The following is a 13,988-nucleotide window of genomic DNA, read 5'->3' as shown; positions in this document are numbered from 1 at the left end:
CGCAGACCCTTCGCTTTCGCCAGACAACCATGGGGTTTCGACCATGTCGGACTTGGACCGCAACTATACGTCACCTTTCGGCCGGGCCGCCGGGCGCGTTGACGCCGCGACCGTCGATGCCGGTCTGCGCTCGTACATGCTTAAGATCTACAACTACATGGCGATCGGCCTGGCCATCACTGGCCTTGCCGCTCTCGGCGTGTACATGGGCGCCGTCACGCCCGACGCTTCTGCAGCCGCCGGCCGGATCGGCAAGCAGTACCTGACGTCATTCGGCGTCGCGATGTTTGTCAGCCCGTTGAAGTGGGTGTTCATCCTCGCGCCGCTCGTGATGGTGTTCGCCATTTCGTTCGGCATCAACCGCCTGAAGCCCGCAACCGCTCAGCTTCTGTTCTGGGTATTCGCGGCGCTGATGGGCATCTCGCTGTCGTCGATCTTCCTGGTCTACACGCACACCTCGATCGTGCGGGTGTTCTTCATCACGGCGGCCTCGTTCGGTGCGCTGAGCCTCTACGGCTACACCACCAAACGTGACCTGACCGGGATGGGATCGTTCCTGATGATGGGCCTGTTCGGCATCATCCTCGCCAGCCTGGTGAACCTGTTCATCGCTAGCACGATGTTGCAGTTCATCGTCTCGGTGATCGGCGTGCTGGTGTTCGCCGGCCTCACCGCCTGGGACACCCAGCGCCTGAAGAACGATTACATCTACGGCTACGCCAGCCAGGGTGGCGACGTGGCGGAGCGAGCGGCAATCACCGGCGCACTGTCGCTCTACCTCAACTTCATCAACCTGTTCACGCTGCTGCTGCAGCTCCTTGGACAGCGCGATTAGATCTAATCGTGGCTGATCAGTGAACTCTTGAAAGCCCCGGCCAAAAGCCGGGGCTTTTGTTTTGCGGTCCTTCGCTGATAGGACTGCGGGGCTTCACCGCTCCGGCACCATTCTCTGCGATCGACATGCCCCAGCTTCATATCCGGCCCGCCGCCGTCACCGACCTCCCCGCGATCACGGCGATCTATCGGCATGCGGTTCTCCACGGCACCGCGACTTTCGAACTCGACCCGCCTGATCTTGCCGAAATGACACGACGCTACGAAGCACTGGCGGCGGCCGGCTTCCCGTATCTGGTGGCGGTCATGGAAGACATCGTCGTCGGCTATGCCTATGCCGGACCCTACCGGCCCCGTCCGGCCTATCGGTTCACAGTCGAAAACTCCGTGTATCTCGATCCTGCGGCGCAGGGACGTCGCATCGGCACGCGGCTGATGCAGGACCTGATTGCCGCGTGCGAAGATCGCGGCTACCGGCAGATGATCGCGGTGATCGGGGATTCCGCCAACGCCGCCTCGATTGGCGTCCATGCCCGCGCCGGATTCGAAATGATCGGCACGCACCCGAGCGTCGGGTTCAAGTTCGGCCGCTGGCTCGACACGGTGATGATGCAGCGCGCCCTGGGCGAGGGCGGCGAGACGACGCCAAAAGATTAATCAAACCAGCGCGAGCTTGCGATCGATCACCAGCAGAACGCGATCAAGCTCATGGCCGCGGCGCAGAATCTGTCCGCTGGCGGCAATCACGCTGTACGCACCCTGCTTGCGGGCGAGCCGCGGGTCCTTTTCGATCCGGTAGATCGGGACCTCCGACGCGCGGCGAAAAATCGAAAACACCGCGCGGTCTTTCAGAAAATCAATCGCATAGTCGCGCCACTCACCGTCGGCGACCATGCGTCCGTAGAGATTGAGAATGCGATTAAGTTCGACGCGATTGAACGTTACGGTCTGGGGCGGGAGCGGCGCAGTGCTGCGCTCCAGCCCCCTGCTCTCGCTCGGATCGATATCGCCCGACATTGAACTCATCGGCGCCTCCTGTCACGCAGGTGACATGATCGCCCCGTCTGGCCACGCCTGCAAGTCTGATTTCAGGCGTATCCGCTGTCCGTTTCAGGAGCAAAGGCATCACGCGGACGTCAGGCAAAATCATAATGCCGCCCGAATTCGGCCCATCCCCCGCCGTGCTGGGCTGCGATCAAAAGGAAACTGCGTTGACCCGGTCCTTTCGGCACCGGATTCCTCAGCCCCCAGCCCCCCGGGGTCGTCAGGATCGGGTCTAACTCTTCGCAGTAAACTGGATCCCCAATCCTTCGGCCGGCGCAAGCTGGCCGTTTTTGTTTTGGCGATCTCGTTGAGAGACGACCGTGCAGCCGCGAGCAATCGCTGCCGGCAGCGCATCATCCAAAATTTTTTGAATCAGTTCAGCGACGTAAAGGCCGCACCGAGCATCGGGCCGGGCTTGTCGCGATTGCCGTCCTGAATGTAGACCGCTGCGGCATCGACGCCATCGCGCGTGATGTTTTCGAGCGGTACGGACCAACTGCCCGCCTTGCCGTTCCAGTCACCGACCTTCAGCACGTTACGCACCACGTTGTGATACGTGATCTGCTGTCCGCGATTCTCACCGCGTGAGATGGTGATCGGAACCGCTTTCGACACGGCGCAAATCCAGATCTCGCCGCTCCTGCCGCTACCTTCCGCCACCGATACCTTGATCTGTCCGCCAGACAGCGTCATCGTCACAGGGACCGACATCACGCCGTCGTTGTTCTGCGTCCTCTTCGTGGCGTTCTCGATTGCCGCGCGATCGCTGCCAAGAACGTTTGTCGTGCCGTTGACGACGGCCTGTGGCGTGTAGACGCCGCGGTCGCCGCGTGCATGCGAGTAGGCTTTCTGACGCGCGCTGAACCGCGAATCCGCCAGCGTGTCCTTCCAGCCGAGATAATCCCAATAATCGATCGGCAAACTGAGCGCGATCACAGAGGGATCCTGCGCCAGCTCACCGAGCACCTTGTCCGCGGGCGGACAAGACGAACATCCCTGCGAGGTGAAGAGTTCAACGACTGCGCGCGGATCTGCGCATACCGGTGTGATGACGGTAAAGATCGCGCAAACGCCCAGCGTACGCGACAGCCGCGAGGCGATTGCACCGGCCCTTGTCGGTATCGAAACTGGCAAATCAGACATCCCGTCTGCCCCCACGATGCATGATGCCTCCTCACCAAGAAGGCGGCCCCTTGATAGGCCGCCCCCTGGTAGCTCGCTACTCACTTCGCGGTGAGGCTGTTCACGGATGCGTTTCCAGACCGCACATTACGCGGCCAGATTGCGCAGCACGTACTGGAGAATGCCGCCATTCCGGTAGTATTCAAGCTCATCGAGCGTATCGATACGGCAAAGCAGCGACACTTGCTTCTGCGAGCCGTCCGAAGACACGATCTCCGCCGTTAACTTCTGACGCGGCTTGAGATCACCCTGAAGGCCGCGAATCGTGACCTTCTCGTCGCCCTTCAAACCGATCGACTGCCACGACTCGCCCTGCTCGAACGTCAGCGGGAGCACGCCCATACCGACGAGGTTCGAGCGATGGATGCGCTCGAAGCTCTGGGTGATCACGGCGCGCACGCCAAGCAGGCGCGTGCCCTTGGCCGCCCAGTCGCGCGACGAGCCGTTGCCGTATTCGGCGCCGGCGAACACCACGAGCGGCACCTGCTCGGCCTGATACTTCATCGCGGCATCGTAGATCGACATCTGCTCGCCGTCGGGCCAGTGCTTGGTCAGACCGCCTTCAGGGACGTTGCCGTCGGCCCCCTTCAACATGAAGTTCTTGATACGGATGTTGGCGAAAGTGCCGCGCATCATCACTTCGTGGTTGCCGCGGCGCGTACCGTACTGGTTGAAGTCGGCGGGCCGCACCTGATGCTCGGACAGATACTTGCCGGCGGGCGAGGTTAGCTTGATCGAACCGGCCGGAGAGATGTGGTCGGTGGTGATCTTGTCGCCGAACATCGCAAGGATGCGCGCATCGAGCACGTCCTTGATAGGCTCGGGCTCCATCTTCATGCCCTCGAAGTACGGCGGGTTCTGCACATAGGTCGAACTCATGTTCCAGGCATAGGTGTCGCTGGTCACGGTCTTGATCTTGCGCCAGTTGGCGTCGCCCTTGAACACATCGGCATACTTCTTCTTGAAAATCGTCGAAGTGACGTACTTCTTGATGAAGGCATTGATCTCCTTCGTGGTGGGCCAGATGTCTTTCAGATAAACGGGCTTGCCGTCCTTGCCGGTGCCGATCGGCTCGACCTCGAGATTCTTCGTCACCGTGCCAGCCAGTGCATGCGCGACAACCAGCGGCGGCGAGGCGAGATAGTTCGCCTGCACGTCGGGCGAGACGCGGCCTTCGAAGTTACGATTGCCCGAGAGCACGGCCGCGGCAACAATGCCGTTGTCATTGATAGCCTTTGATATCTCTTCCGGCAGCGGGCCGGAATTTCCGATGCAGGTGGTGCAGCCGAAGCCGACAAGGTTGAAGCCGACCTTGTCGAGATCCTTTTGCAGACCGGAATCCGCGAGATACCCGGCAACCACCTGGCTGCCCGGCGCAAGCGAGGTCTTCACCCATGGCTTCGCCTTGAGACCCTTTGCAGCGGCCTTCCGCGCCAGAAGACCCGCAGCGATCAGCACGCTGGGGTTGGAGGTGTTGGTGCAGGAGGTGATAGCGGCGATCACCACATCGCCGTGGCCCAGATTTTCCTTGCGGCCATCGACCGGGAAGCGCGCATTGTGATCCGTCGGCTTCTTGTATTCGTTGGTCAGTGCATCGTCGAAAAGGCTGGCAACCGTCGGCAGCGCGACACGGCCTTCCGGACGCTTCGGACCGGCAAGCGAGGGCACCACATCGGCGAGATTGAGAGTCAGCAGCTCGGTGAACACTGGATCCGGCGACTTCGATGTGCGGAACAGGCCCTGCGCCTTGGCATACTTTTCAACCAGGGCGACGCGCGCCGAAGCACGGCCCGAGGTCTTGAGATAATCGAGCGCGGCCTTGTCGACCGGGAAGAAGCCGCAGGTCGCGCCATATTCCGGCGCCATGTTCGCGATGGTGGCCTTGTCGGCAACCGAGAGATGATCGAGGCCGGCGCCGAAAAACTCGACGAACTTGCCGACCACGCCGAGCTTGCGCAGCATCTGGGTGACGGTGAGAACGAGGTCGGTCGCGGTGACGCCTTCCTTGAGCTGGCCTTCGAGCTTGAAGCCGACCACATCCGGCAGCAGCATGGAGAGCGGCTGGCCGAGCATGCAGGCTTCGGCTTCAATGCCGCCGACGCCCCAGCCGAGAACCGCAAGACCGTTGACCATGGTGGTGTGCGAGTCGGTGCCGACCAGCGAATCCGGATAGGCAACTTCAAAGGTGGCGGTCTTCTTGCCGACGGTCATCTTCTCCTTCTTGGTCCAGACCGTCTGGGCCAGATATTCGAGATTGACCTGATGGCAGATGCCGGTGCCGGGCGGCACAACGGAGAAATTCGAGAACGCCTTCTGGCCCCACTTCAGGAATTCGTAACGTTCCTGGTTCTGCTTGTACTCTTCCGCGACGTTCTTGCCGAAGGCCTTGTTGTCACCGAAGAAGTTCACGATCACCGAGTGATCGATCACGAGATCGACGGGGACCAGCGGGTTGATCTTTTCCGCATCACCGCCGAGCGACTTCATTGCGTTGCGCATGGCGGCGAGATCGACCACCGCAGGCACGCCGGTGAAGTCCTGCATCAGCACGCGGGCGGGGCGGAATGCGATTTCGTGTTCGAGGGTCTTCTTGCTCGCCCACTTCGAGAACGCGACGATGTCCGCCTTGGTGACAGTGCGGCCGTCTTCGTTTCGCAGCATGTTCTCGAGCAGCACCTTCATCGAGTACGGCAGCTTCGAAATGCCCTTGAGGCCGTTCTTTTCAGCGGCAGGCAGGCTGTAATACACGTACGTCTTGGCGCCGACCTTGAGGGTTTTCTGGCACTTAAAGCTGTCGAGTGAGGGCATGTGAACGATCCCAGTTCAAAAAGTTAGAGACACCCGGCAAAAGGTATCGGGACACCGTCAAGAGCGAGGGAATCAGGGTTGAACCGTGCTGTTTCCGGCGGCTGATTGTGTGCTGCACCAAGTTCCGGTTTTATAGAATCTTTCCAGTCTGTCCACCACACCCGCTATGGATTGTCCGCTTCTCATGCCTGCCACGACTGGAACCGCAGCACCCTGTCACAAGCCATCGGTCACCCCATTATGAGGCTTACAGGTCAGGGTCTGGAATGCGTCAGGGGCGGGCGAAGCATCTTTTCCGGTCTCGATTTTGAGGTTCCTGCGGGGCAGGCGCTGGCGGTGACCGGAATCAACGGAGCCGGCAAGTCGTCGCTGCTGCGGATCATCGCGGGGCTGCTTCCGGCCGCAGGCGGTGCGATGACGCTGGAGGGGGGCGAGGCAGAGTTGAGGCTGCCTGAGCAGGCGCATTACCTCGGCCACAGCGACGCGCTGAAGCCGTCTCTTACGGTGCTGGAAAATCTCGATTTCTGGCGGAATTTCCTCGGCGGCGAGGCCATCGATGGCACCGCCAGCCTCGAGGCCGTCGGCCTCGGCCATGCCGCCCATCTGCCGTCAGCATTTCTGTCGGCCGGACAGCGACGCCGCCTGTCGATTGCCCGGCTGATCGCGGTCAATCGCCCCGTCTGGCTGCTGGACGAGCCAACCTCCGCGCTCGACACCCCCGGTCAGGCCATGGTTGCCGATCTGATGGGCGCTCATTTGCGCAGCGGCGGCATCATTCTCGCCGCAACCCATGGACCGCTCGGCATTCCCACGCACGAATTGCGGATCGGCGGTGACGCGTGAGCGCTCTGGCTGCACTCGTTCGCCGGGACATCGCCGTTGCGCTGCGCGCCGGCGGCGGCGCGCTGATCGGCGTGCTGTTTTTCGTCTCGGTCGTGGTGGTGATGCCGTTCGCCCTCGGCCCCGATCTGGCTTTGCTCAAGCGCATCGGCCCCGCCATTCTCTGGCTCGGCGCAATGCTGGCAAGCCTGCTGACACTGGATCGGCTGTTCACCGCCGATCAGGACGACGGGTCGCTCGATCTGATCGTGATGAGCCGCACACCGCTGGAATTGAGCTGCGCGGCGAAGGCGCTGGCGCATTGGCTGGCGGCCGGCGTGCCGCTGATCGTGGCGACGCCGATCATCGGCATCCTGCTCAATCTTGACGCCGATGCCACATTCGCGGTCGCGCTGACGCTGCTGGTCGGAACACCCGCGCTGACATTTACCGGCATGATCGGTGCTGCGCTCGCCGTGACCCTGCGGCGCGGCGGATTGCTGCTTGCGGTGGTGGTGTTGCCGCTGTCGATACCGGTGCTGATTTTCGGCGTCGCGGCCTCGAATGCGGCCATCGACAAACCTGGTGCATTCGGCACGCCGTTCTCGATCCTGTGCGCGCTGTCGCTGGTCAGCCTTGTGGTTGGCCCGTTCGCCGCCGCGGCCAGCCTGCGGCAGGGCCTCGACTGATGCGATGTTGCGCCCGATCAACTCTCGCGGAACTGCGCTGCGGTAACACTTGCGCGCATTGCCTGCCGCGCTTGTCACGATTATCAGGAACGCCATGAGCATCATCGACCTCGCCAATCCCACACGGTTCCTCGCATTGACCGAGCGCGTGCTGCCCTGGCTGGCCGCAGCGACCGCGGTCCTGCTCGCAATAGGCCTTTATCAATCAGCCATGGCGCCTGACGATTACCAGCAGGGCGCGACGGTGAAGATCATGTTCATCCACGTGCCGAACGCGTGGCTGTCAATGTTCGTCTGGGGCGTCATGAGCGTGGCCGCGCTCGGCACACTGGTGTGGCGGCATCCGCTGGCGGATGTTGCCGCGAAGGCTGCCGCTCCGATTGGCGCAGCTTTTACATTTCTCGCGCTGGTCACCGGCTCGCTGTGGGGCCGTCCGATGTGGGGCACCTACTGGGAATGGGACGCGCGGCTCACTTCGGTATTGATCCTGTTCCTGATGTATCTCGGCATCATGGCGCTGTGGCGTGCGGTAGAAGACCCCTCGCGCGCGGCGCGTGCCGCCGCGATCCTCACGCTGGTCGGCGCGATCAATATTCCGATCATCAAGTTTTCCGTCGACTGGTGGAACACGCTGCACCAGGGGGCGTCGGTGATCCGCGCCGGAGGTCCGAGCATGGACCGCGTGTTTCTGATCCCGCTGCTGATCATGGCCGTCGCCTTTTCACTGCTGTTCCTGACGCTGCATCTGGCGGCGATGCGCAATGAAGTGCTGCGGCGGCGGGTGCGCACCTTGCAGATGATGCAAGCCAGCCGGCAGGCGGCGTGACCACGATGTCCCTTCTCACGTCGCTCGGTCCATACGCCTCCTTCATCGTCACGTCCTATGCGCTGGTCGCGTTCGTGGTCGTGGCCCTCATCGTCTGGATCGCGCTCGACTTCCGGCGCCAGACGCAGACGTTGCGTCAACTCGAAGCCAGCGGCATCACCCGCCGCTCGGCGCAACCGCCCGGCAAACCATCGTGAGCAATGAGGGCGCAAAGCGGCGGCAATCCCGCTCATGGCTCGTGGCGCTGCCGCTGGTCGCCTTCGTCGTGCTGGCCGGGCTGTTCTGGTTCAGGCTCGGGTCGGGCGATCCCGCACGGATTCCATCGGCTTTGATTGGCCGCCCCGCGCCGCAGACAAGTCTCCCTCCGCTCGAAGGGCTGATCGCCGGCGACGCACAGGTGCCGGGCCTCGATCCCGCGGCGTTCAAGGGACAGGTCAGTGTCGTCAATGTCTGGGCCTCGTGGTGCGTGCCATGCCACGATGAAGCGCCGCTGCTGCTGCAGCTCGCGCAGGACAAGCGCATCCGCATGATCGGCATCAACTACAAGGATGCGCAGGACAACGCCCGGCGCTTCCTCGGGCGCTACGGCAACCCGTTCAATGCCGTCGGCGTCGACGCCAATGGCCGGGCGTCGATCGAATGGGGCGTCTACGGCGTGCCGGAGACGTTCGTGATCGGCCGCGACGGGACCATTTCCTACAAGCTGATTGGACCGGTGACGCCGGAGAATTTCGAGCGGTTGCTGAAGGCAGAGATCGAGAAAGCACTGCGCGCCAGACCCTGATTGGGGTCGGCAGCCACCGAAAATAATCTTGCGCTTTTATCTGCCGTTCATTTTGGAGCCATGGCGCAGCCACGAATTCGAACATACGCTATGCGTGTTTCAATCACTGTCCTGGAGGGACACCCATGCGTTATATGAAACTTGCTTCATTGACTGCCGCGACCCTTGCGCTCGGCCTGCTCGCGTCCTCGCCGTCGTTCTCGCAGGCGACCCAGCCGGCCGGGTCCGACAAGATGGCGCCCGCGAAAATGGCTCCCGCACCGAAGGCCGACAAGATGGCTCCGGCTGCAAAGGAAACCAAGGCAGCCCCGAAGGCCGACCTGCTCGACATCAATTCGGCAAGCGCGGATGAACTGAAGGCGCTCAAGGGCATCGGCGACGCTTACTCGGCCGCGATCATCAAGGGCCGCCCGTACAAGGGCAAGGACGAACTCGTGCAGAAGAAGATCGTGCCTGAGAAGACCTACGCCGAAATCAAGGACAAGATCATCGCGAAGCAGAAGTAATCCTGCTCTTCGTGACACGATCCAGCGAAACGCACCGGCGGCAATGCCGGTGCGTTTTTCTTTTTCATCATTGCAAGCGAAGCGAAGCAATCCACTCTTGGAAACAAAGCTGGATTGCTTCGTCGCTGACGCTCTTCGCAATGACGGATTATACTAACCCTTCGTAATATCGCCGCGCTCGATGTCGCTGGCCTCGTCGGTCGCAGGCGCGATGCTGAAGCGCTTGATCAGTGGCGTCTGCGCCATGGCAAAGATCGCGGTGATCGGGATCACGCCGAACGCCTTGAACGACACCCAGAAATCCGTGCTTTGGGTGCGCCAGATAATCTCGTTCAGCACCGCCATGCCCGCAAAGAAAAACATCCATCGGATGGTCAACAGCCGCCAGCCGGGTGGCGTGAGGTTGAACATCTGGTCGAACATGATCGCGATGAAGGAACGGCCCATCAACAATCCGATCCCAAGCGTGGCGGCAAACAGCGCATAGATGATGGTCGGCTTGACCTTGATGAACATTTCGTCGTGGAAGAACAGCGTCAGCCCGCCGAACACCAGCACGATGACGGCTGTGACGATTGCCATCAACGGCACATGCTTTGTGACAATGTAGGACGCGGCAATCGCCGCGACGATCGCAACCATGAATGCACCGGTGGCGACGAACAGCCCGAACTTCGCGTTGGCTCCGAAGAAAATCACCAGCGGGCCGAGTTCGGTCGCGAGCTTGAACAGCGGATGCGGCGCGGGTTTGTCCGAGACGGCCATGGTCAGTTGTCCTGTCCTGCAATCGCGCGGGCGAAATCGCGCGCGGTGAACGGCGCGAGATCGTCGATCCCTTCGCCGACGCCGATGAAATGCACCGGCAGCTTGTACTTGTCCGACAGCGCCACAAGGATGCCGCCGCGCGCAGTGCCATCCAGCTTGGTCATGACCAGACCCGTGACGCCCGCGGCTTTGTGGAATGCGTCGACCTGCGACAGCGCGTTCTGACCGACCGTCGCATCGAGCACCAGCAGCACGGCATGCGGCGCAGAGGCGTCGACCTTGCCGATCACGCGCCGGACTTTTTCAAGCTCGACCATCAGTTCGGTCTTGTTCTGCAACCGTCCGGCGGTATCGATCAGCAGCACATCGATGTCCTGCGCTTTCGCGGCTTCCACGGCCTCGAACGCAAGGCTTGCCGAATCCGAGCCCTGCGCGCGGGCTACCACCGGAACCTTGTTGCGCTCGCCCCACACATTCAACTGCTCGATGGCCGCAGCGCGGAAGGTATCGCCCGCGGCCAGCATCACCTTGCGGCCTTCCGCGGTGAGCTTTGCGGCGAGCTTGCCGATGGTCGTGGTCTTGCCGGAGCCGTTGACCCCAACCACGAGAATGACGAACGGCTTCTGCGCGGCGTCGATCACCAGCGGCTTGGCAACAGGCGCGAGAACTTTCTCGACCTCGGCACCGACAATATTGGTCACGTCTTCCGCCGACACCGACTTGTCGTAGCGTCCCTTGCCCACGGCCTCCGAGATGCGCGCTGCAACCTCGGTTCCAAGATCGGCGCGCAGCAGCACATCCTCGATGTCATCGAGCATGGCGCGGTCGAGCTTGCGCTTGGTGACGAGATCGGCCACCGCCGTGCCGAGCGAACTCGACGTGCGCTTGAGGCCGGCGGAAAGCCGCTTCCACCAGCTTTGTTTCGGTTGATCCTGCGGACTGTCACTCATGAGGAGGGTGTGTTACCCGGTTCAGGCTACAAACGAAAGTCGCTCGATACCAATGGATACGCCGCAACCGACACCGGAAGAAATACAGGCCCGCGTGCTTCACCGCGACGGCTTGATGCTGGTGATCGACAAGCCGGCCGGGATCGCCGTGCACAAGGGCCCGAAAGGCGGCCCCAATCTCGAAGCCTCGTTCGATGCCCTGCGCTACGGCCTCCCGCGCCCGCCGGTGCTGGCTCACCGGCTCGACCGCGATACGTCGGGCTGCCTCGTGCTGGGACGCCATCGCAAGGCGACCGCATCGCTCGGCCTGCTGTTCAAGCACGGCAAGATCGACAAGACCTATTGGGCCGTTGTCGAAGGTAGCCCCGATGCAAACGAAGGCGAAATCGATATTCCACTGGGACGTTTGGACGCTGAACGCGGCTGGTGGCAAAAGCCGGACCCGAATGGGCTGCCATCGAGGACGACGTGGAAGGTCATGGGTCGTGGCGACGGCCTGACCTGGCTTGCCATGGAACCTATCACCGGGCGCACGCATCAACTGCGCGTGCATTGCGCCGCGAGCGGCTGGCCGATCGTCGGCGACAACATCTACGGCAACGGGCCGCGCTTCGGCGAACCGTCGCTGCATCTTCACGCGCGCGAGATCGTGATTCCACTGTCGAAGAACAAGGCGCCGGTGCGCGTGGTCGCGCCGGTGCCAGCGCATCTGCATGAGCGGCTCAAGGCCTGCGGATGGAATGGCGAGGAAGCGGCGCCTCCCGTCATTGCGAGCGAAGCGAAGCAATCCATTCTTGAATAAAGCTGGATTGCTTCGTCGCTGCGCTCCTCGCAATGACGAAGAACAAACAAAAAGGGCTCCGGAAATTCCGGAGCCCTTCGTTGTTTCAGCAGCCGCGAGACGCGCTCGCGATCTTACTTGTCGCGCTTCTTGAGCGCGTTGCCGAGAATGTCGCCCAGCGTCGCACCCGAATCCGAAGATCCGTACTGCGCGATGGCTTCCTTCTCTTCAGCGACTTCAAGCGCCTTGATCGAGACCTGCACCTTGCGCGCCTTCTTGTCGAACTGGATGACGCGGGCGTCAACCTTTTCGCCAACTGCGAAGCGCTCGGCGCGCTGGTCGCCGCGATCGCGGGCGAGTTCAGAACGCTTGATGAAGGTGGTGAAGTCGGTGCCGGTGATCTGAACTTCGATACCGGCTTCCTTCACCTCGATGATCTCGCAGGTCACGACGGCGCCCTTCTTGACGTCGCCTGGTTCTGCGAACGGGTCGCCCTCAAGCTGCTTCACGCCGAGAGAGATACGCTCCTTCTCGACATCGACGTCGAGCACCACGGCCTTGACCATGTCGCCCTTCTTGAAGTTGTCGATGACCTGCTCGCCCGGCTGTTTCCAGTCGAGGTCGGACAGATGGACCATGCCGTCCACTTCGCCGTCGAGGCCGAGGAACAGACCGAACTCGGTCTTGTTCTTGACTTCGCCTTCCACGGTCGAGCCGACCGGGAACTTCTCGACGAACACTTCCCACGGATTGCGCATGGTCTGCTTGAGACCGAGGGAGATGCGGCGCTTGGCCGAATCCACTTCGAGAACCTGCACTTCGACTTCCTGCGAGGTCGAAACGATCTTGCCGGGGTGCATGTTCTTCTTGGTCCACGACATTTCGGAAACGTGGATCAGGCCTTCGATGCCCGGCTCCAGTTCGACGAACGCGCCGTAGTCGGTGATGTTGGTGACGCGTCCGGTGAAGCGCGAGTTCAGCGGATACTTCGCCTCGATACCCTGCCATGGATCGTCCAGCAGCTGCTTCATGCCGAGCGAAATGCGGTGGGTCTCGTGGTTGATCTTGATGATCTTCACCTTGACCGTCTGGCCGATGGCGAGCACTTCGGTCGGATGGTTGACGCGGCGCCATGCGATGTCGGTAACATGCAGCAGACCGTCGATGCCGCCGAGATCAACGAACGCACCGTAATCGGTGATGTTCTTGACCACGCCGTCGATGACCTGACCTTCTTCGAGGTTCTGCACCAGTTCCTGACGCTGTTCGGCGCGGGTCTCTTCGAGAACCGTGCGGCGCGACACCACGATGTTGCCGCGGCGGCGATCCATCTTGAGGATCTGGAACGGCTGCGAGTTGTTCATCAGCGGTGCGACGTCGCGGATCGGACGGATGTCAACCTGCGAGCGCGGCAGGAAGGCGACAGCGCCGTCGAGATCGACGGTAAAGCCACCCTTGACCTGATTGAAGATAACGCCGTGAACCTTCTCGTTGTTGTTGAAGGCCTTCTCGAGCTTGCCCCAGCTTTCCTCGCGGCGCGCCTTGTCGCGCGACAGCACGGCTTCGCCGAGTGCGTTCTCGATCCGGTCGAGGAACACCTCGACTTCGTCGCCGACCTTGAGGTCGCTCTCGCGGCCTGGGCCGTTGAATTCGCGGAGAGCCACGCGGCCCTCGGTCTTCAGGCCGACGTCGATGACGGCCATGTCTTTCTCAATTGCAACAACCTTGCCCTTGATGACGGAGCTTTCCTGCAGATTGCCGCCTGCAAAGGACTCGTCGAGCATCGCCGCGAAATCGTCGCGGGAAGGATTATATGAAGTAGCAGTCGAAGCCATTTGTTCTCCAAATGCGGAATGCCGGCAGCGGGGTTAAGGGCGTATCGCGCATCCAGTGTCAAAGGTCCGCAACCTTTGACGACCGCTTCCGCAAAGAGGAGTTGCGACAGCGGGCCGGCGTGTGCCTGCACGAACGATACGGTGCAAAATTGGATTGCTGCGCCT

15 protein-coding genes are annotated in these 13,988 nt (G+C 61.8%); 9 read left to right on the top strand and 6 right to left on the bottom strand.

Translation table 11 applies throughout. The annotated features are described in order from the left end of the window. Window positions 1-43: 43 nt before the first annotated feature. Window positions 44-835, top strand: coding sequence for a Bax inhibitor-1/YccA family protein (locus ACP7AL_RS06195; RefSeq protein ID WP_006023232.1), 792 nt, complete (start codon window positions 44-46; stop codon window positions 833-835). A 125-nt stretch (window positions 836-960) separates the two neighbouring features. After that, the gene (locus ACP7AL_RS06190; protein WP_006023233.1) at window positions 961-1,491 is read left to right on the top strand and encodes a GNAT family N-acetyltransferase; all 531 of its coding nucleotides are present in this window, start codon (window positions 961-963) and stop codon (window positions 1,489-1,491) included. On the opposite strand, the gene ACP7AL_RS06185 is transcribed toward ACP7AL_RS06190, so the two are convergent. From ACP7AL_RS06185 to acnA, 3 genes are all read right to left on the bottom strand, one after another. Beyond that, complete coding sequence (locus ACP7AL_RS06185; RefSeq protein ID WP_006023234.1) at window positions 1,492-1,860, bottom strand: DUF2794 domain-containing protein; 369 nt, start codon at window positions 1,858-1,860, stop codon at window positions 1,492-1,494. A gap of 390 nt (window positions 1,861-2,250) precedes the next feature. Further along, the gene (locus tag ACP7AL_RS06180; RefSeq protein WP_425989829.1) at window positions 2,251-3,021 is read right to left on the bottom strand and encodes a DUF1223 domain-containing protein; all 771 of its coding nucleotides are present in this window, start codon (window positions 3,019-3,021) and stop codon (window positions 2,251-2,253) included. A 126-nt stretch (window positions 3,022-3,147) separates the two neighbouring features. Continuing rightward, complete coding sequence (gene acnA, locus ACP7AL_RS06175) at window positions 3,148-5,868, bottom strand: aconitate hydratase AcnA (RefSeq protein ID WP_425989827.1); 2,721 nt, start codon at window positions 5,866-5,868, stop codon at window positions 3,148-3,150. 240 nt (window positions 5,869-6,108) lie between these two features. On the opposite strand from acnA, the gene ccmA reads away from it, so the two are divergent. The 6 genes from ccmA to ACP7AL_RS06145 all read left to right on the top strand — a co-directional run bounded on the left by ccmA (window position 6,109) and on the right by ACP7AL_RS06145 (window position 9,492). After that, window positions 6,109-6,711: a heme ABC exporter ATP-binding protein CcmA gene (gene ccmA, locus ACP7AL_RS06170; protein WP_425989825.1), complete on the top strand. Its 603-nt coding sequence runs from the start codon at window positions 6,109-6,111 to the stop codon at window positions 6,709-6,711. Further along, window positions 6,708-7,376, top strand: coding sequence for a heme exporter protein CcmB (ccmB, locus tag ACP7AL_RS06165; RefSeq protein ID WP_425989824.1), 669 nt, complete (start codon window positions 6,708-6,710; stop codon window positions 7,374-7,376). Before ccmA ends, ccmB begins: the two co-directional genes overlap by 4 nt. A 94-nt stretch (window positions 7,377-7,470) precedes the next feature. After that, a complete protein-coding gene (locus tag ACP7AL_RS06160; protein ID WP_425989822.1) occupies window positions 7,471-8,202 on the top strand; it encodes a heme ABC transporter permease in 732 nt (243 codons plus the stop codon). 5 nt (window positions 8,203-8,207) lie between these two features. After that, window positions 8,208-8,399, top strand: coding sequence for a heme exporter protein CcmD (gene ccmD, locus ACP7AL_RS06155; protein ID WP_425990037.1), 192 nt, complete (start codon window positions 8,208-8,210; stop codon window positions 8,397-8,399). After that, window positions 8,396-8,986 (top strand): DsbE family thiol:disulfide interchange protein, encoded by a 591-nt coding sequence (locus ACP7AL_RS06150; protein WP_006023241.1) that lies wholly within the window; start codon window positions 8,396-8,398, stop codon window positions 8,984-8,986. Before ccmD ends, ACP7AL_RS06150 begins: the two co-directional genes overlap by 4 nt. A gap of 125 nt (window positions 8,987-9,111) precedes the next feature. Beyond that, window positions 9,112-9,492, top strand: coding sequence for a ComEA family DNA-binding protein (locus ACP7AL_RS06145; protein WP_006023242.1), 381 nt, complete (start codon window positions 9,112-9,114; stop codon window positions 9,490-9,492). Window positions 9,493-9,645: 153 nt separating this feature from the next. On the opposite strand, the gene ACP7AL_RS06140 is transcribed toward ACP7AL_RS06145, so the two are convergent. Both ACP7AL_RS06140 and ftsY read right to left on the bottom strand, forming a co-directional pair. After that, window positions 9,646-10,257 (bottom strand): septation protein A, encoded by a 612-nt coding sequence (locus tag ACP7AL_RS06140; RefSeq protein WP_006023243.1) that lies wholly within the window; start codon window positions 10,255-10,257, stop codon window positions 9,646-9,648. A gap of 2 nt (window positions 10,258-10,259) precedes the next feature. Next, window positions 10,260-11,207 (bottom strand): signal recognition particle-docking protein FtsY, encoded by a 948-nt coding sequence (gene ftsY, locus ACP7AL_RS06135; protein ID WP_425989819.1) that lies wholly within the window; start codon window positions 11,205-11,207, stop codon window positions 10,260-10,262. Between the two features lie 52 nt (window positions 11,208-11,259). Between ftsY and ACP7AL_RS06130 the strand changes: the two genes are divergently transcribed. Then, window positions 11,260-12,009: an RluA family pseudouridine synthase gene (locus ACP7AL_RS06130; protein WP_425989817.1), complete on the top strand. Its 750-nt coding sequence runs from the start codon at window positions 11,260-11,262 to the stop codon at window positions 12,007-12,009. Between the two features lie 113 nt (window positions 12,010-12,122). Here the strand turns inward: ACP7AL_RS06130 and rpsA are convergent, their stop codons facing one another. Next, a complete protein-coding gene (gene rpsA, locus ACP7AL_RS06125) occupies window positions 12,123-13,823 on the bottom strand; it encodes a 30S ribosomal protein S1 (protein ID WP_006023246.1) in 1,701 nt (566 codons plus the stop codon). Between the last annotated feature and the right edge of the window lie 165 nt (window positions 13,824-13,988).

The organism is Afipia sp. DC4300-2b1 (assembly GCF_049895725.1).
In the GTDB taxonomy this organism is placed as follows: domain Bacteria; phylum Pseudomonadota; class Alphaproteobacteria; order Rhizobiales; family Xanthobacteraceae; genus Afipia; species Afipia broomeae.
The sequence above is the reverse complement of the archived record's forward strand: the minus strand, read 5'-3'. Positions and strand labels throughout refer to the sequence as shown.